This is a genomic window from Flavobacterium sp. 245, assembly GCF_004362055.1.
In the GTDB taxonomy this organism is placed as follows: domain Bacteria; phylum Bacteroidota; class Bacteroidia; order Flavobacteriales; family Flavobacteriaceae; genus Flavobacterium.
This window is the reverse complement of sequence record NZ_SNXB01000007.1, coordinates 272,680-291,199: the sequence shown is the minus strand read 5'-3', so window position 1 is coordinate 291,199 and position 18,520 is coordinate 272,680. Positions and strand designations below refer to the sequence as shown.

The window sequence follows — 18,520 nt, the reverse complement described above, 5'->3', positions numbered from 1 at the left end:
ACAATTAAATAATGAAAAACATAAGATATAGATACTGCCTAATTGCTTTAGCTTCAATGCTTATTTGCGCTTGCGGTACTAAAAAAACGACCTATAAAATAAGTTCTCCTGGAAAAAACACCGAATTAGTTTTTGAATTAACTCCTTCTGGACAGCCACAATACAGTTTTACTTCTGGCGGAAAATCGGTTATTGAGCCTTCTTTGCTGGGTTTTGAATTTCAAGGAATTCAAAAAATGACTGACGGTTTTGAAGTCGTTTCTACCGAAGAAAAAACAGCCGATGAAACTTGGGAACAGCCTTGGGGAGAATTCAAAAAAGTGCGAGATCATCATAATGAATTGACTGTTCACTTGAAAGAAGCAAAAGGAGAGGAGCGTTTGGTTGATATTATTTTCAAGGTTTTTGACGATGGTGTAGGTTTTCGTTATTCTTTCCCAAAACAGCCTCATTTAGGCAAGGTGAAGATTTCTAATGAAGTTACAGAGTTTACTTTTAAATCAAATAATGATGTTTGGTGGATTCCGGTGCACCGCGAAAACAGTTATTATGAAAGTGAATATCGTAAAACGCCAATCAGTAAAACAGATACAATTAATACTCCCGCTACTTTTGAAACTAAGGAGAAATTGTACGTGGCAATTCATGAAGCTAATTTGACGGATTTTGCTTCAATGACGCTCTTAAAAACAAGCGATAAACAATACAAAAGTGATTTAGTACCTTGGGCTGATGGTGTAAAAGTATATGCCGAAGCTCCTTTTGTGACACCTTGGAGAACGGTTGTTGTTGGAAAAACACCTGGTGATGTGGCTACTTCGACCATTATGCTGAATTTAAATGAACCTTCAAAAATTGATGATCTTTCCTGGATTACACCATCAAAGTATATTGGAATTTGGTGGGGAATGCATTTAGAAAAATTCACTTGGGGACAAGGTCCAAAACATGGTGCTACAACAAAAAACACAAAAGAATATATTGATTTTGCTGCGAAAAACAATTTTGACGGCGTTCTGGTTGAAGGCTGGAACGAAGGCTGGGACGGCGACTGGACTGCCGATGGATCTGCATTTAGTTTTGTAAAAGCCTATCCCGATTTTAATTTGGAAGAAATTACAAAATATGCGGCCATTAAAAATGTCCGTTTAATTGGCCATCATGAAACTGCGGGTGCTTCAAAGCATTATGAAAGCCAGCTTGAAGATGCTTTTAAATTGTATCAAAAAATGGGTGTCAATTCGGTTAAAACGGGTTATGTAAACAAATATCTGGATAAAAAAGAATGGCACGACAGCCAATATGGAGCGCGTCATTACAGAAAAGTGATTGAAACGGCTGCGAAATACCATATCATGATTGATAATCACGAGCCTATGAAAGGAACAGGAATTCAGCGTACGTATCCAAACTTTATGTCGCAGGAAGGCGGCAGAGGACAGGAATATAATGCATGGTCTGTTGATGGAGGAAATACACCACAGCATTTAACGACGCTTCCTTTTACAAGAATGCTTTCTGGACCGTTTGATTACACGCCGGGGAATTTCAATTTCGATTATAAAACGCCGTCTGGAGCAAGAGTTCAAACGACTTTGGCGAATCAATTGGCTTTATATGTGATTATTTTCAGTCCGTTGCAAATGGCTTCAGATTTACCGGAGAATTATGTTGGAAAACCTGAATTTCAATTCATAAAAGATGTTCCGTGTACTTGGTCGGAAACTAAAGTTTTGGATTCTAAAATTGGTGAATACACGACTATTGTTCGTAAAGATTGGGATGAGAAAAACTGGTATTTAGGTTCGATTACCAATAAAAATGCAAGAGACTTAAAAGTAGAATTGTCATTTTTAGATGGCGGTAAGGAATATGAAGCAACAATTTATGCTGATGGAGCAGGAGCAGATTATAAAACAAATCCGTATCCGGTTACGATTTTAAAACAAAAAGTAAATAGTAAAAGTATAATAAATATCAAATTGGCAGCTGGAGGAGGAACAGCTATAAAATTCACTCCATTAAATTAGTTGAGTTAGTAGTAACTGCGTTTATTTTAGTTAAGTTTGAGCAGATGAGCCCGATTTCTTTTAGGAGATTTCGGGCTTGTTTTTTTTTTTTTGTTTCAGGTTTTAAGTTTCAGGTTTCAAGTTTCAGGTTTCAAGTTTCAGGTTTCAAGTTTCAGGTTTCAAGTTTCAGGTTTCAAGTTGCTTGACTTTGAACATAAATTTAACCGCATAGCTATCGGAAGCAAAGGTCTTTTATTTAAGAGATTTTACACAAACGCGATGTTCGCAAAGCTTTGTCTAAAAAACTTTGCGAACATCGCGTAATCCTTTGCGTGCATTGCGGTAAAAAAAACTTAGAACCTTAGCATCTTAGTATCTTGGCAACTTTATTTATGAAGCTGAATATGTTTTCCAAAAGAATAAGTTAAAGCAATTGTTGGTCCGTTATAACCCCATTTAAAGAAGCCATTCAGTCTTTCTTTTTCAGCATCTACTCTGATGTTTAAACCTGTATATCCTGCTGTTATACTTAAGTTTTTATACATATTATATAATACAGTCAAGTTGTAGCTCAAGATACGTCCGTCAATATCATTTACTTTTAGGGCAAAGTAATTAATGTTAGCATAAAGCCCCACTTTTTTTCCTAATACAAATTCTCCCCAAATTCCAATATCCGGTAATGGCGCCGTCACGTCAAAACTATCATTATAGGTGAGTTGCTGTGTTTCTCCTTTCAAGGCCAAACCTACGTCTATTAACATAACGTGTGCACCTATTAAGGCACCTATTTCATACTTTGGTTTCGATACAAAAGCGTAACCGTAATATACTCTAATAATCTGATTGTCAAAAAATGCTGAAACGCTTCCATTTACGGGATACGTATGATCACCAAATTCTATATCTCTTTGAAGCACTTTTGTTGATCTTCTGTTTAAATAAAAATATTCAGCACCTAGTCTTGATCTTCTTGAAATGCGCCATTCAAAAGCAGCAGTAAATGATTCACTGCTTTTATTAAAACCGAGATCTTTCTCAAAATCGATCGAATTTCCAAAATCACCGTCATTGCTTCCCACTTCGACTTGGGTGTTATTTATTGGAAAAAATGCACCGGCTGTAAATTTAAATCGGCGTGCGTGCCAAGGCAAATCTTCAGGGTCATAATTTTGAAATTCGTCTGAGTGATTTTCTGTGGCGGGTAAAGTTTCAGCTGGAATTTCGGCAGTGTTTTGTGCTTTAGCCGTAATCCAAAAGAGGCAAAGTATCATAAAACAAATTAATTTTTTCATCGGATTTAATTTTAGAGTTTTTGATAAATTTTTAACACTTAAAGTTAACAAAAAAAATCATTCATTTAAATTTTTATAGTTTATTATTTAGATAATTGATTTGATTATCAGTTGAATAACTTTATTGTGTTTTGTGATGACTAAAATTTCTTTTGAAAACGGATGCCGCGTGAGGGATAGGAGCATGCTGCCGAAGCAGCGCGGATAGCCCGACAGCATTTAAAAAAAGGCCTGATGAACGCAATGTTGATCAGGCCTTTTTTTAAATGGTGGCACGCCCAGATTATTTTAGATTTTTGGATTTTTAGATTTTTGGATTTTTAGATTTTTGGATTTTTAGATTTTAGACTTTAGACTTTGGAATTTAGACTTTAGAATTTAGACTTTAGACTTTAGACTTTAGACTTAGGACTTAGGACTTAGGACTTAGGACTTAGGACTTAGGACTTAGGACTTAGGACTGGGAACTAATCACTAAAAACCAAATCAAACCCTATCATAATCTGCTTTCCAGTGGACTATTGCTTTTTTGATGGAGTCGCCGGCGAGGTTGTTTTTAATAGCATCTTCAAGAAGCGGTAAAAACTCGTTGTCCGGTGCGAAACGCAGAGCAAATAATTGATCGTCGGTTAATTTGTATTCAAATTCTTCGAGTCTTTTCCCTGTAAGGGTGAAATAGCGGTAACGTAGTTCTAAACGCACGATTCGGTTTTGTAAAATCAAAGCATAATGTTGACGGAGCATAAAAGCTAAAAAGAATAGAAAAATGAAACCTACACTGATAAACGACCAAATAAGCGCATCATTTGTAGTACAGGCAAAATAGATGCTGAAAATTAAAAAAATCGTTAAAACGGGATAATATATAAAATGATGAGGTGTGTAAAACCGTATGTGATTGTAATAGGTTTGAACTTTCATAATGACATTTTTAGGTATTGATTAAAAAAACAAAGCTACTCTAAAAATTAGAATAGCTTTATTTCTCAAAATAAACTAACATAACCAATGTTTTCTTTATACTTTAACTTTTACAGTTTGTAATTCTATTTATTTGAAAAAAGCCTTCATTTTGCATCAAAATACTTTTCTTTTTTGGCTTTAATTTCTTGTTGTAAAGTTACATCGAGCGTCAAGGTTTTTGTTATATTTTAATTTGAAAATGTTATATTATTTCAACTGCTTCAATTATAAAGTGCCAATGATTTTCCACTCGGCTAACTTTGAATCGAAAGATTTTCCAGCATTGGCGGGACTTGTAGAGGGAAGCGTATGAAGTTGATATGCTTTTTTTAGAGCAACATATTTTTTAAAAAAGGCATGTGCTTTTTGTCCGTTAAAGAAGATGGTTGTAATCTTTCGATGTTGTTTTAAAAACGTTTCAAAATCATTTGCGATTTCGTTTTTGATGGCGCTGTCTAAACTTCCTATTCGGTCACAATATTGCAAAACATCCCAAAGTGCAATTTTGTTTTTTATTAGCAAAGCTTTTCTTATTTCATAATCAGATGAGAAATCTTCTTTGAAAATAGTAAACATGAATTTCCAAAAATTGTTTTGATTGTGCCCGTAATATTGATTCAACTCTAATGACTTTGTACCAGGCATTGTGCCGAGAATTAGAATTGTGGAATCATTTGTAGCGATGGGTTCGAACGAAAAACTTTCCATTTTTTTGAATTAAGATTTTTTTTGTTTGAGTTAAAATTATCATTCCGAAGTAATTATAAAACAAAACCCCAAAATTATATAACATTTTTCAAGAACGCTTGACCGAACTTTGAATTATTGATTTTAAAAAGAAATCTAAAAGTAAAATGTCAAATTTAAATGTACGCAAAATGAAAATAGTTACCATACATACAGAGCAAATTCAAACGGTATTTGATGAATTGAATGATAATTTTGACGGAAAAATAGCTTTTGATTTTGATGAATATACGCTTGAAATTAATAATAGTTTTGCAAAAGGAACTATAACTGGCGCTTCTTTTAGTGATAATATTTCATACGTTCAGTTTGATATGACATTTTCGACAGCTGTTAGAATGGATTTTTTAAACGTATTGTCAACGCCTGTTTATTTTGCGTATTGCTCAAAAGGCAGTTTATCGCACAGTTTTGGAATTAACGGCGAAGAAAGAAAGTTTAAAACTTTTCAGACTGCAATTTTGACTTCGGATAAGGATCAGGATAATGTTTTGTTTTTTGAGAAAGATGTCAATACTAAACTAACGCTGATTATTGTTGGAACTCAAACCGAACAGCCATATTTGATGCCATCACTAAACCAAAAGGTAAAAGAAACTTTTTTTGAAAATAATGCAACGGAGAATTTCTTTTATATGGGTTCATATAATTTAAAAATTGCCGAAAAAATTGAACAGCTTAATGCCGTAACGCAAACCGGAATTGTTAGAAATTTATTGAAAGAAGGGATTTTGAAAATTATTTTGGCAATGGAAATTCAGCAACACAGTGACGATTTGAATGCTTTTACAAAAGATGTTAATGGCTTGACATTAAAAGAAATGGAAGAGATAAAAGAACTTTCAGAATTTATCAAGTCTAGTCCAGAAGAAGCTTTTACGATTAAATCGCTGAGCAAAAAATCTGGATTATCGCCAAGCAAACTTCAAGAAGGTTTTAAAATGATTCACGACCGAACTGTCAACGATTATATCACACACATGAGGGTTTTAAAAGCCGAAATTTTAATGCGCACTTCTGATCTTAATATTTCAGAAATTGTGTATTGCATTGGTTTCACCAGCAGAAGTTATTTCTCGAAAATCTTCAAACAAAAATTCAACTGCAGCCCAAAAGAGTATAAGTTTAATATAAGTTGCTAAGGTTCTGAGATTCTAAGATACTGAGGTTCTGAGATACTACGACTCTGAGATTCTGAGATTTTGGGTAGCTTAATATAGATGTGAAAATAGACTAAGATTTTGAGTCGCTGAGGTTCAAGGTGAAAACTTTGAGGCTCCAAACTTAGAATCTTAGTTTTTTTTAGATCAATTTTACATAGCAAAAAAACTCAGCATCTCAGAATCTTAGCATCTTAGAATCTCAGAACCTCAGTATCTTAGAATCTTAGCATCTCAGCACCTTTTAAAATCATCTCCCAAATCGATAATATTCCAAATCCATATTATTTTTACCATTGATGGAATCCAGAATAGAATTCATTCCGATGATACTGAAAGTGATTCCGTTGCCGCCAAAACCTAGGACATAATGTTCATTTTTTTTAGGATCTGGTTTTCCAAAATAGGGAAGACCGTCTTTTGTTTCACCAAATGTTCCCGCCCAGGAATAATCGAGTTTAAAGTTGATATTTGGAAATTTTCTTCGAAAGGATCGTAGCATATATTGTTCTTTTTTTGGAATTAACTTATCTCGTTTTTTGGAATCTAAAAAATCTTCATCTCCACCGCCTACAATCAGTCTATTATCTGAAGTTGCTCGAAAATACAAATACGGATTTGAAGTATCCCATAAAATTGAGTTTTTGAAAACAGCAGGCAAATCGGGCAAACTTTCAGATGCAATGACGTACGTGCTTTTTAAATCGACAACTTTCTCTTTCAGCGTTTCAGTACTTTCATATCCCGAACAATGTATAATATGATTTGCCATAATAAAGTTTCCATTTGCTGTCTCAGCAATAAATTTTCCACCTTGACTTTTTATGGATTCGATATTCGTGCGATCAAAAACTTTCATTCCTTCATTTTGACAATATGAAATTAAATCTTGAGCCAGATGAAAAGGATCCACCACAGCTGCGGTTTTTGATTCTATTGCTGCAATTGCTTTTAATCCCATTGTTTCTAATTCCGCTTTACTGAGCCAGTTAACATCAAAACCATGTTGTTTTCTGGTTTTGAATTCATTTTTTAAAAACGGAATATCTTTTTTGAGACTGCAGAAATAAATACTTTTTTTAAACTCAAACTCGCAGTCGCTTTTTATGGTATCAATAATGATTCGCAAGTCAAAAATTGCTTTTTTACCGTTGCGGTAGCTGTTTATTGCACAGTCTGCTCCACGTAATTTGATTAATTCATGCAACGAAACATCAATTTCGTATTGGAGTAAAGCCGTGCTTGCGGCCGTGCTTCCGTTACAAACGTCGCGTCGGTCAACTAAAACTACTTTCTTTCCGTCGCTAATTAATTTGTAAGCAATCAATGCGCCTGTAATTCCGCCTCCAATGATTAATATCGGTGTTTCGATATCTGAATCTAAAGACGGATAACTAGCCTGCATTTTGTATTTCAAAGGCCAAAAAGTTTCTGTGGAGCGTAGTTTCATTTTTTGGTAGTTTTGGTGGTTTTTGTACTAGCTGTAGTTTTTATTTTTTTAGCCGGTTTATCCTTGGCTTTATTTTCACTTCTATTTTTGTCTTTTCGCTCATGCTGTTCATGCGCTTCTGCAATAGAATGTGATGTTCTAATGCTTTCATCTTTTTTTGCAAGCTCACTCAGTCTTCGATAATATTTTTGAATGATTTCCATTTCTTCTTCCGTCATACTTTCAATATCAACGAGGCTATTACTAGACAATTCATTTGAAGCAACTAATTCGTTTAACTTTAACTGAATGGCAAGTGAATCTTTATTTTGAGCTTTCTGAATTAAGAAAACCATTAAAAAAGTGATAATTGTTGTTCCGGTATTAATAACAAGCTGCCATGTTTCTGAATAATCAAAAAATGGTCCAGAGACTGCCCAGACAACAACAATTAAAAAAGCAATAATAAATGCCGGCGTGCTTCCTGTCGCTTTGCAAACCGTACTTGCAAACTTTTCGAAAGCACTGTTTTTATTTTGATTTTTTGTTTTCATTTGGATTTGATTTTTTGGGTTTGCTTACCTTTTCTTCTCTTATTACTTTATTATGTTTTTCATCATAAACTGCCTCATCGATTTTTTGTCCTGTTTTACTGAATATTTTTATTTTAGGATCTTCATGGGTACCTGTTATTACAATTGGAAAACCAATAATTCCAAAAGGTGGCAACCCTAATCGCATTCTTAAATCCAGTAGTCCATCAAAACTGGTGGTACCTTTTATTGTGGGTTTAAAACTGGCAACAGAAAAAGTAAATGGCTCAATAAAAATTAAGTTGTTATCGATTGTAGATTTAATTTCAATTCCCTTCATATCAGGATTATCAAGGCCTTTTTGTCCTGTTTTAGAGCTGATTCCGTCAAATAGTTTCAATCCTTTAACCTGAACATCACGCAGATTTATTGTACCGCCTCCTTCAAGTGATTCATAAATAGGCCCCATATTTCCGTTCAAATCGCCTTTAACTGTATAATCAACAGAGATAATTCCCTGCGCTTTTTCGGCTACAGTTACCATATCATGAAACATCGGGATTTCTTTGTATGCACGTTGTACGCTAAAATCTTTAGCAGTAAAATGAGCATCAAAATGAGCCGTTGTCGGTGATTCGTCTTTGTATGAAGCATCAATTCCTAATAAGCAGTCAATGATATTAAAAGTGGCATTTTGCAAATAAAAATTACCTTTTTCAATTCCGGTTTTACCTGCAAGTTTGTTTAAAACCAAACCGTTGTATTCGACTTTTTCAGCAGTTGCATTTAAAGAAACATTCAAATTTTTCGGAATCATAACGACACCACTCATTTTTGGATGATCTTCTTTGGCATAATCAACTTCGAGTTTTCGATCTTTGTTTTCTCCTTTTTCAAGTGCCATAAATTCATCAACATTAATTAGTTTTGATTTCAATCCAAAATTGCCACTCAATGTTCCGTGCGATTCAAGAAAATAATTGATAGTATTTAAAAGATATCCGTTAATATCAAAATCTGATTTTCCGTAAGTGGCATTGAATTTTTCAAACCACATTTTTTCATTCTGAAAACGGAAATTTCCTTGTTTAATAAAGAAAGCCTTCGGAAAAAGTTCTGAGGTTGCTTTAATATTTTTCAGCAGAATTGTACCGCGGTTATCCAGTTTATCATATTGTCCGGTTGTAGCATAACTCTGTTTTCCTTTTAAAGACAAATCGGCTTTTGCATAACCAGTTACATCAACTCCTTTTTGAGAGAAAACCTGATAAATTCTTCCCACATTCAATTCGCCTTTAATTTTGGCATTGTAAGCCAAATCATTAAAGTCAGAAAGTGTTGCATTTACATACATCGGATTTCCTTCAAAAACAAACGATGCCGGAGCCACGGCCACAATCAAATCTTGATAAGTGCCCGCTTTATTTAGCACATTAGCAACAAAAGTAATATTGGTAATGGGGTTAGGATAGGAGTTGGTTTTGAGCCAGCCGTTGTGCAGTGCAATACCACCAATTGTTTTTGGAAATAGTTTTTTTGAAGTGCTGAAAATACCTTTGGCTTTAATATTTGTTTTTAAAATACCTTTTAAGTCAACCGAATTTAAGCCCAAAGCGGCATCGACAACCCCAAGATCCAGTGCGCCTTTTACACTGGCATCTATTGTCATTTCAGTAAAACCTTTGCTGTGCAAATAGGCATTGAAATAATCTTTTTCGCCAACTTTAAATTTAAAAGTTCGAAGATTTACTAAGAGTTGTTCCCTATCTAAAGAAGGAAGAATCGCATTCAAATCCATTTGAAAATCAGTCAGCGGTACCGGAGCATTTTTATAATTTACAGCACCATTATCGATTTTTAGATTGAAAGCTAAATTTGGTTTTTGTTTTTTGGCAACATTATAATCTCCTTTAAAAGTAAAAAGCAGATCACTTCTGCCCGAAATATCTGTTTTTTCCAACCAGGTTAAGTATTCTGGTGGCATTACAGACAGTAAATCTTTGACAGTTGTATTTTCTGAAGCAGCCTTGATATTGATTTTATAGCCATCTCTTAAAATAGTAAAAAGCCCAGTAAATTTTAAGGGCAGTTTATTGATATGAAGCTCGTTTTTTTGCAGAATAAACGAAAGGGCATGTGTATTGATGCGCGTAATTAAATCGGCGCTTACATTTTTTCTTCTCAAATAGCCTGTTCGGTCATAATAGAAATCAAGATTGTCAATTTCTGCATTGGTACTTAAATCAAATATATCATCGCTAAGGTTTCCTTTTCCAATATAATTGAATCCTCGCGCATCTACTAAAACTTTAGCCGATCGGTCATTATATTTAACATGGCAATTTTTTAGATCGATTCTTTCTAACCGAATCGCTGTTCCTTCTTCGGGCGCATTGGGATCTTTTTTATCTTTTCGATCTTCGGGCGCTACATAAATATTATAGTTGGCTTGTCCTTTTTCATTTACCATTACATTTATTAAGGCATCAGACACATATAATTTATTTATTTTGACTTCGTTGTCAAAAATTAATCTCTTAATATTTATACCAAATGCAACTTGATCTGCTTTTAATAAAGTATCATTACTGAAAGGCGCAGAACCCGTCATGGACAAATCATCTAATGAAACTGTCAACGAAGGAAAGTGTGTAAAAAAGGAAAGTTTCGATTTCGAAAATTCCAGTTTCGTATCTAAACGTTCATTGGCTATTTTTTTAACTTCTGAGGCAATTTTTCCGGGAAATAAAAGAGGGAGCAGGAAAAGCAATAGTAGTATTCCTGCTATCGTGATTCCAGTCCATTTTAGAATTTTAAGGCTTATATTTTTATGTGAAGTTTTCATGGCGTAGAAATTTTATTATTTTTTTTCAGGCTCTTTTTTAGCATCTTGTTCTTTTTGCTTTTCCTGTTTCGCTTTTTCTTCTTTAGCCTTTTCCTGTTTTTCCTTTTCCTATTTTTCCTTTTCTTCTTTAGCTGCTTTTTCCTGCTGTTCTTCTTTTTTTTCTTTTATTTCTTCTTCTTTTTTTGCTTTTTCTTTCTCTTTTTTCTTGAAGTAGCCTTTAAAGAGGAAATTGCTTTTTGCAGCTTCCATATTTTCGCTGAAACCTTTTGTGCCACTTTCTAAGTTAGAAAGCGTGTTTGTAACACTGTTTGCCATTTTATCATCGCGGACTAATCTTGCTAAAGCGCCATTTCCGTTGTTCATACTGTGGCTAAAAATGGCCAGTTCTTCAGAAATTACACCAACGTTGTCAACACTTTTTTTGACGCTTTTCATGATATCATTCATTTCAATTCCGTCAATAGAAGCGATTGCACCGTTGTCTTCAATAATTTTTGTTGATTTAACGCCGGGAGAAATAGTCAGCACTTTGTCGCCCATTAATCCGTCAGAACCAATTCCTGCGCGGGCATCGGTTTTTATAAATTTTCGAACTTCTTCTTTAATGACCATTGAAACTACTACAGAAGAATCGTTTATAATTCTGATTTCTTCAACAGTCCCAATATTAATACCAGAAAAACGGACATTGTTCCCAACTTCTAAACCACTAACAGTTTTAAATTTTGAACTGATGTGAAAAGTAGAGCCAAACAGATTTTTTTGTTTTCCGATAAAATAAATGGCCATAATAAAAAGCAGCAGACCAACTGATACAAACATTCCTAATTTCCAAGTATATCCAGATTCCTTTTCCATGATTTCTACATTTTATTTTGCTTTATTCAAAAAATGAGCGAACCCATTCGTCTTCATCTTTTTCAAGTTCTTCATAAGTTCCTTCGGCGTGGATTACTCCATCTTTTAAAACCATAATTCGGTCGGCAGTCATTTTGGCGCAGGCCATATCGTGCGTAATGATTATTGATGAGGTTTTTTGTTTGTGTTTGATATCCAGAATCAGTTCACTTATTTCTCGAGAGGTAATCGTATCTAATCCTGTTGTGGGTTCGTCGTATAAAATGATTTCGGGTTTTAGAATCAGTGTCCTTGCTAGACCAATTCTTTTTTTCATTCCGCCAGATAATTCGGCAGGCATTTTATCAATAGCATCGCCAAGACCTACACTGTCAAGAGCTTCGATAACTTCATTTTCAACTTCATCTTCGCTTAAATCTCTTTTGTGTGCCCGTAATGTAAAAGCCAGATTTTCTCTAACCGACATTGAATCGTAAAGTGCGCCACTTTGAAATAAAAAGCCAATTCGCACCCGCATTTTATTTAATTCTTCTTTTGAAAGATCCAGTAAATTTTCATCAAAAACCTTTATTTCCCCTTGATCAGGTTGAATTAAACCCACAATACATTTTATGGTTACTGATTTTCCAGAACCGGAACGGCCTAAAATCACTAGATCTTCACCTTTATTTACGGTAAGATTAACGCCTTGCAGCACTTTATTGTCTTTACCGAAAGTTTTATGCAGATCCTTAATCTCAATGATTGGAGTCTGTTTTTTATCTTTTGATTTTTGCTTGATATTTTTTTCTTCTTTAATCATCTTAGTAAATTAAATCAGTTATTTGTACTGCGATCATGTCAATAATAAAGATGCTTAAAGAAGCTGTAACCACTGCCGAGTTTGCAGCACGTCCTACACTTTCTGTTCCATTTGCAGCGTTAAATCCTTTAAAGCATCCAATCATACCGATGAAAAAACCAAAGAAAAAAGTTTTTATCGTTGCCGGAATCAAATCTGAAAATTCTAATGACTGAACAATCTGAGTGAGATAGCGGTAGAAATTAACATCACCGTGAATGTTTATTCCGGCGTATCCGCCTATAAGGCCAACAGCATCTGCAAAAATCACTAATATGGGAACCATCAGCGTACAAGCTGCAATTCGGGTTACTACCAAATAATTATAAGGGTTGATGGCTGAAACTTCCATAGCATCGATTTGTTCTGTAACTTTCATTGAACCTAATTCGGCACCAATTCCAGATGAAATTTTCCCCGCACAGATTAAAGCAGTTATTACAGGCGCAATTTCACGAATCAGCGAGAGTGCCACCATTCCAGGAAGCCAGCTTTCGGCTCCAAATGTCACTAAAGTAGGTCTTGACTGAATTGTTAATACCAATCCCATAATAAAACCGGTAATAGCAACTAAAGGCAGTGATTTATAACCAATAATATAACATTGTTTTAAGAACTCTTTTGCCTCGTATGGAGGGATTAAAAGTTCCTTAAAAAACCGCGATGCAAACATTGTTGCATTTCCAATTTGTGCGAATGTATTTTTTAAGCTGAGGATCAAAATAATGTTGTTTTAGAGTTAAAACATATTGTAAATCAATTTTTTAACAGTTTTATATGCCTTTTGTAATTATAGATGAAAGTTACCGTAATACTTGTTAAAATCTTTTACACAACTTTTATACAAGCTTATATAATTTACATTTGAATACAATAATTCTAATGGAGTGACGTTTTGCAACGCTTTGAAACAAAAAATCCCTTTCATTTAGAAAGGGATTTTAAGGGTTTAAAAAGAATTTTGGTCAGCTTTGCCGTTGTATTATGAGTTTATTGCGATTCCAGTTCGAGTTTTCATTAGCGGAATAACTCGAGATTGCGATAAAGCTAATTTTTCCATTAATAATCGTGCCGTCAGAAAACATACAGTAGATTCAGCTCCTTGATTTAAGTTCACATTTTCTTTTTCAAGTCCGTCATAACCACCGCCGCTCACTGGATTGTACATAATTTGATTTAAATGATTTTTGCCTAAAAACCAGTTAAAAGCTGCTTTCATTTTCTTTTTGTAATGCGGTGTTTTAAACGCGTTATAAAAAGTATATAATGTTTGAATGGTATAAGTAACATCAATTGGCTGTTCGCCGTATTGACTTGGTTCTGAATCTTTATGATGCCAGCTTTGATTTGAAATTGCTTTAAAATCGCCATTTACAAATGTTTTAGAAATCAAGAAATCTAATGAGTCTAATGCCACTTTTTTGTAAATAGGCTTATTAGTAATTAAATAAGCATAAAGCATTGATTCTGGAAGAATTCCATTACCATAAGTTAAATAATTCTCAAACCATTGCCATTCTTCAGATGCTGTATCTTCATAATTGGCCAGCAGTTTTGTATTCAGTTTATTGATAATTGCGGCGACATATAAATTAGGAATCGTAGCATGATATAAAAATAAACCTTTAGTAGCAAAGCCAATAGAGCGCGGCGACTGAATTGTTTCGGCCCATTTTAATGAATTCAATAAACATTTAGTCGCTTTTTTAGTAATCGCTTCTGGAAGAATATCGGAAAGAGAAATTACCGTTCCTAATGCCCAAATTGCTCGCGCATTTGAATCCTCTAAATTAACTTCGGCATTTTGCTCAATATGTTCGCGATTTTCCTGATCGACATAATTGATAAAATCTCCTTTTGGTTTTTGACAACGCTGAATAAAGTCTAAATAGATTAAAATATAAGCTAAATCATCTTTATCCTGAGTCAATTTATAATGCATGCAAAAAGCAATTAATGCTCTTGCGTTATCATCTAAAGTATATCCTGTATCTAAATCTGGAATAGAAATTTTGCTGAACTGAATAATACCGAGCTCGGTTGTCAATTTTTTAATGTGATTTAAACGAATTTCCGGATAACTGAATTTAATTTCAGATGGATTTTCAATTAAGTTTTTATAGGTATTGATGTGCGTGATGGCAGCATTTTCCCACGAAGAAGCTCGCATTTTAGTAAACGAGTTGATTCCCATTTCATTTCTTAAATTTTCATCAGAAATCAGTTTGATTGCTGCCTCTGCAAATTGATCAACATTTCCAATATCAACTAATATTCCTGAATCTGGCGTTAAAACTTCTCTGGTATGCGGAATCTTTGAAGCAACAATCGGGCATGCACAACTCATTGCATAAGCAAAGGTGCCGCTTACTGCCTGATTTGGATCTTTAGAAGTAAACATATAAATATCAGTTGCTTTTAGATATTCTAAAAGTTCATCAGTATCTAAATATTCATTTACGAAACGTACGTTGTTTTCCAGCTTTAAATCCTTAACAATTGTTTCGAGCTTATCACGGTAAACATCGACGCCGTCTTTAATTAAATTTGGATGTGTTTTACCAATTATCAAATACAATGCATTTGGCGCTTTTTCAATAATTTTTGGAAGCGACTGCAATCCTGTTTCGATGTTTTTTCCTTCGCCTAAAAGTCCGAAAGTAGAAAGCACTAATCGATCAGCTATATTTAATTTTTCTTTTGCTTGAGCTGGAGTTTCATAAACTACAATGTGAGTTCCGTGTGGCACGCAAGTGATTATGTTTTCGTCAATTTCATAATCGTTTATCAAAATTTCTTTCGATTTATTTGTCATCACAAAAACCGAATTACTATAACTCAATAACAGTTTAACAAATGTTTTTAAATCATTATTCGGGTTAGGAATAACGCTGTGAAATGTAAAAGTCACAGGTTTTTTAATCACATTTAAAAAGTCTAAAAGATAATCTCCATAATTTCCTGAAAATAAACCAAATTCATGTTGAATATGAACTAGTTTTACAGCCTCATCATTATTGATTTCCTCTGCTGCCCTAGCATAATCTTCTCTGTTTTTTGTGTTTAAAGTAAATGCCTGTGTAGTTTTTTCTTTTGGTTTATCGACAAGTTCGCATATTTCGCATTTGATAGATTTACCGTAAACATCTGTGATTCCTTTAATTGTATCTTGCGTATAAGTTGCTATGCCGCATTGTGTTGGCGGGAAAGTAGATAAAAAAACTATTTTAGATTTATTGGATATCGTCTTCATGGGGATTCTGTTTTAATTCAGTTAATAAGTCGTTGAGGTTCAATGAAGCCACCGCAATTTTGTCATCGGCGGCACCGTAATAAATATATAGAAGGTCATCAAAAATGGCAGTTCCGGTAGGGAAGACCACATAATTTACATAACCATGTCTTTCATAGTATTCTGAAGGTGTAATAATGGGTTTTGTCAATCTTGACAACACTTTTGAAGGATCATTCAGATCCAATAAAGCGGCACATGCATGATAAACAAGGCCCTTTTCGCGTTTTTCGGCAGCGTGATAAATCAACAGCCAGCCATCTTCAGTTTCAATAGGTGGGGCGCCTGGACCAATATGACTGGTTTCGTGGTCATATTTAGGTTCCAGAATAATATGGTCTGGTAAGTTTTTGATGTAGTCTTTCCAAAATTCAACCGTCAGATCGGTTTTTTTTTCAAATGAAAATATTTGAATCGAAGGAAATAATCTATGTAAAGCTATGAATTTCCCATCAATTTTTTTAGGAAAAAGAACTACATTTTTATCCCAGACATATAAATGTTCTTTCATTGTTTCTGTCAGCGGATAATTTCTTTCTGTATTGAAAGCTAATATTCTAGCAATGCTTGGTGTTTGCAAGTGTTTGCGAATCAAGTTTGTAAATTCGTTCAAGATAAATCTTGGCGTTATTATTCCCTTCTTTTTAAAAGAAGTTATATCTTTTGATGTTGCTAGCGCACCGCATGCATTTATTCCATCATAAGTTACATACGTCATGTAGAATTTATTGTCAATTTTTACAATTCTAGGATCTTCTACGCCATGAATTTCATAAATGTATTCAGGAACAAAAATAGGTTCTGTATGTCGTTCGACTAAAGTTTTTGGTCCTTCAAAACGGCAATAGCCAATAGTTGAAAAATTTCCTCTTTTCGCAGCTCTATAAAACATATGAACATTGTTGCCATCTTGATAAATAGCTGGATTTAAAACACCAAGTGCTTCAAATGCTCGATCTGTTTTCTCTAAAACGACACCATGTTTCACAGCGGTTAAGCTTTTTACTTCTGCTATTTCCATAATTTTTCAATTTTCATCTAAAATTACTTTAGAAACAGAGCGACAATTGATCCAATCGATCAAAAAAATAACTCAATCACTTAGAAATGGGAATTTTGTAACGAGGAAAATTGAATTATAAAAATTAAAGTCCAGTCTTTATTTTTTTTAGCTTATTGTGTTGTTAAAAAGGCGTTTATAGCTATTAGGAAGTAAAACAAAAAGTGATTTTTGCAAAAGAATAGAATCAAGTATTAAAGGAGTATTTACAAATTAAAACAAACCTTATGTCACATTGGACAATTAGTTTCATTTTTTTGACAGTTATTGCCGGAGTATTTGGTTTTGGAGGAATTGATAGCGGATTTGAGAGTATCTCGCAATTGTTTTTCTTTATTTTTTTTATACTAACTATTATCACTGTAATAATAGGGCGAATAACAATATCACATTAAAAATGAAAAAACGCGAAATCAAAAATAATTAGTTTCGCGTTTTTTTTTAGGTTTTATTCCTTTATAAATTAGCTTCGCAATGACAGGTATTTTTTATGAATAAAAGCAATTGGGATTCCGATGCAACATATCAAAATTATAATTGATAAGAATAATGGAAAATCTAAATGTTTTTCTGGAAGCACTGGAAACACAACAGGAAGAACCACTAAATTCATAATAATCCAGACAAACACGCCGTAAATAATTCCAGAAAGCAGTGTGTTTTTTTTCAGAAATGAAAAATAAGGAAAAACAGTAAAATAAAGCCACGCAAAAGTAAAAGCGATGAAGTAGTGTAGTAAAAGGCCGTAAAGTGCCATTTGAGCACCGCCACTATAGGCTTCTTTTTTAAAAATACCGCTGGCTATTGACTGTAAAATTTTAATTCCGGTTGTTTTGTTTAGAATACCTGCATAAATGGTAATTGCTGCAACAATGTCTAATGTACCGGCAATTAATCCAGCTATAAAAATGGCTCCGCTTTTTGATTTCATATTAATAGGTTTTTGGTTGATTTTGAAGCTTTAAGTTATACTTTGGTTAATGTTTTTAGAATTGAATTTAGCTGATAGGTATGTCGCTGTGTATGAACAAGAGCAAAATGAATCCATTCAAAAATGGTGAAATTTTCAAAACCAGGAACATTAAAATCCAGACATGTCAAGGTTAAATCATAATTTTCTGCAGACTCGAGTAATTCAGCTTCTATTTTTATTAAGGATAAAGTTAAGGAATTTTTGCTGTACTGTTTTTTCTCTGGTATTAGAAAATCGGGTGCATTCATTTTTGTAGTAAAGTCAAGAAAAAGTGCATCTAATTGCAACACATTATCATCATATTTCCGAATGGTTTTTTGTGTTTTTCCTTCAAATAATTGAGGAAAACCTGAGCATGCAAGAATAATGTGCTGCGCCGTTTGTCCGGCGGTCCAGCTTCCTTGATAAGGAATTTGGTTTAATTCTTCCTCCGAAAATGAAGAAAATACTTCATTCAGTTTTTTGAATGTTTCGACAATATTTTTTTGAACGGCTGCCTTCATAATTATTGATTT

At 33.9% G+C, this 18,520-nt stretch carries 16 protein-coding genes; 3 read left to right on the top strand and 13 right to left on the bottom strand.

Translation table 11 applies throughout. The annotated features are described in order from the left end of the window. Positions 1-11: 11 nt before the first annotated feature. Positions 12-2,030 (top strand): glycoside hydrolase family 97 protein, encoded by a 2,019-nt coding sequence (locus EV145_RS15275; RefSeq protein WP_133526068.1) that lies wholly within the window; start codon positions 12-14, stop codon positions 2,028-2,030. Positions 2,031-2,395: 365 nt separating this feature from the next. Here the strand turns inward: EV145_RS15275 and EV145_RS15270 are convergent, their stop codons facing one another. The 3 genes from EV145_RS15270 to EV145_RS15260 all read right to left on the bottom strand — a co-directional run bounded on the left by EV145_RS15270 (position 2,396) and on the right by EV145_RS15260 (position 4,975). Beyond that, positions 2,396-3,304: a hypothetical protein gene (locus tag EV145_RS15270; RefSeq protein WP_133526067.1), complete on the bottom strand. Its 909-nt coding sequence runs from the start codon at positions 3,302-3,304 to the stop codon at positions 2,396-2,398. 486 nt (positions 3,305-3,790) lie between these two features. Beyond that, entirely contained in the window at positions 3,791-4,225 is a 435-nt protein-coding gene (locus EV145_RS15265) for a DUF6526 family protein (RefSeq protein ID WP_133526066.1), read from the bottom strand. A 267-nt stretch (positions 4,226-4,492) separates the two neighbouring features. Further along, on the bottom strand, positions 4,493-4,975 hold the full coding sequence (locus tag EV145_RS15260) for a DNA-deoxyinosine glycosylase (protein WP_133526065.1): 483 nt from the start codon (positions 4,973-4,975) through the stop codon (positions 4,493-4,495). Between the two features lie 170 nt (positions 4,976-5,145). On the opposite strand from EV145_RS15260, the gene EV145_RS15255 reads away from it, so the two are divergent. Continuing rightward, positions 5,146-6,156 (top strand): helix-turn-helix domain-containing protein, encoded by a 1,011-nt coding sequence (locus tag EV145_RS15255; protein ID WP_133526064.1) that lies wholly within the window; start codon positions 5,146-5,148, stop codon positions 6,154-6,156. Between the two features lie 268 nt (positions 6,157-6,424). On the opposite strand, the gene EV145_RS15250 is transcribed toward EV145_RS15255, so the two are convergent. From EV145_RS15250 to EV145_RS15215, 8 genes are all read right to left on the bottom strand, one after another. Beyond that, on the bottom strand, positions 6,425-7,624 hold the full coding sequence (locus EV145_RS15250) for an NAD(P)/FAD-dependent oxidoreductase (RefSeq protein WP_133526063.1): 1,200 nt from the start codon (positions 7,622-7,624) through the stop codon (positions 6,425-6,427). Continuing rightward, positions 7,621-8,157 carry a low affinity iron permease family protein gene (locus EV145_RS15245; protein WP_133526062.1) on the bottom strand — a complete coding sequence of 179 codons (537 nt, stop codon included), beginning with the start codon at positions 8,155-8,157 and terminating at the stop codon, positions 7,621-7,623. Before EV145_RS15245 ends, EV145_RS15250 begins: the two co-directional genes overlap by 4 nt. Further along, complete coding sequence (locus EV145_RS15240) at positions 8,135-10,981, bottom strand: AsmA family protein (protein WP_133526061.1); 2,847 nt, start codon at positions 10,979-10,981, stop codon at positions 8,135-8,137. Before EV145_RS15240 ends, EV145_RS15245 begins: the two co-directional genes overlap by 23 nt. A 108-nt stretch (positions 10,982-11,089) precedes the next feature. Next, complete coding sequence (locus EV145_RS15235; RefSeq protein WP_243739270.1) at positions 11,090-11,839, bottom strand: MlaD family protein; 750 nt, start codon at positions 11,837-11,839, stop codon at positions 11,090-11,092. A gap of 22 nt (positions 11,840-11,861) precedes the next feature. After that, entirely contained in the window at positions 11,862-12,641 is a 780-nt protein-coding gene (locus tag EV145_RS15230; protein WP_133526060.1) for an ABC transporter ATP-binding protein, read from the bottom strand. Between the two features lies 1 nt (position 12,642). Then, positions 12,643-13,401 carry an MlaE family ABC transporter permease gene (locus EV145_RS15225; RefSeq protein ID WP_133526059.1) on the bottom strand — a complete coding sequence of 253 codons (759 nt, stop codon included), beginning with the start codon at positions 13,399-13,401 and terminating at the stop codon, positions 12,643-12,645. Between the two features lie 261 nt (positions 13,402-13,662). Continuing rightward, positions 13,663-15,933 (bottom strand): glycosyltransferase, encoded by a 2,271-nt coding sequence (locus EV145_RS15220; RefSeq protein WP_133526058.1) that lies wholly within the window; start codon positions 15,931-15,933, stop codon positions 13,663-13,665. Next, a complete protein-coding gene (locus EV145_RS15215; RefSeq protein ID WP_133526057.1) occupies positions 15,914-16,993 on the bottom strand; it encodes a pesticidal protein Cry7Aa in 1,080 nt (359 codons plus the stop codon). The genes EV145_RS15220 and EV145_RS15215 overlap by 20 nt, the downstream gene beginning before the upstream one ends. Positions 16,994-17,259: 266 nt before the next feature. On the opposite strand from EV145_RS15215, the gene EV145_RS15210 reads away from it, so the two are divergent. Next, the gene (locus EV145_RS15210; protein WP_133526056.1) at positions 17,260-17,427 is read left to right on the top strand and encodes a DUF1328 family protein; all 168 of its coding nucleotides are present in this window, start codon (positions 17,260-17,262) and stop codon (positions 17,425-17,427) included. 68 nt (positions 17,428-17,495) lie between these two features. On the opposite strand, the gene EV145_RS15205 is transcribed toward EV145_RS15210, so the two are convergent. Together EV145_RS15205 and EV145_RS15200 are read right to left on the bottom strand one after the other, a co-directional pair. Beyond that, on the bottom strand, positions 17,496-17,963 hold the full coding sequence (locus EV145_RS15205; protein WP_133526055.1) for a DUF1440 domain-containing protein: 468 nt from the start codon (positions 17,961-17,963) through the stop codon (positions 17,496-17,498). A 35-nt stretch (positions 17,964-17,998) separates the two neighbouring features. Beyond that, positions 17,999-18,508 (bottom strand): DinB family protein, encoded by a 510-nt coding sequence (locus EV145_RS15200; protein WP_133526054.1) that lies wholly within the window; start codon positions 18,506-18,508, stop codon positions 17,999-18,001. Between the last annotated feature and the right edge of the window lie 12 nt (positions 18,509-18,520).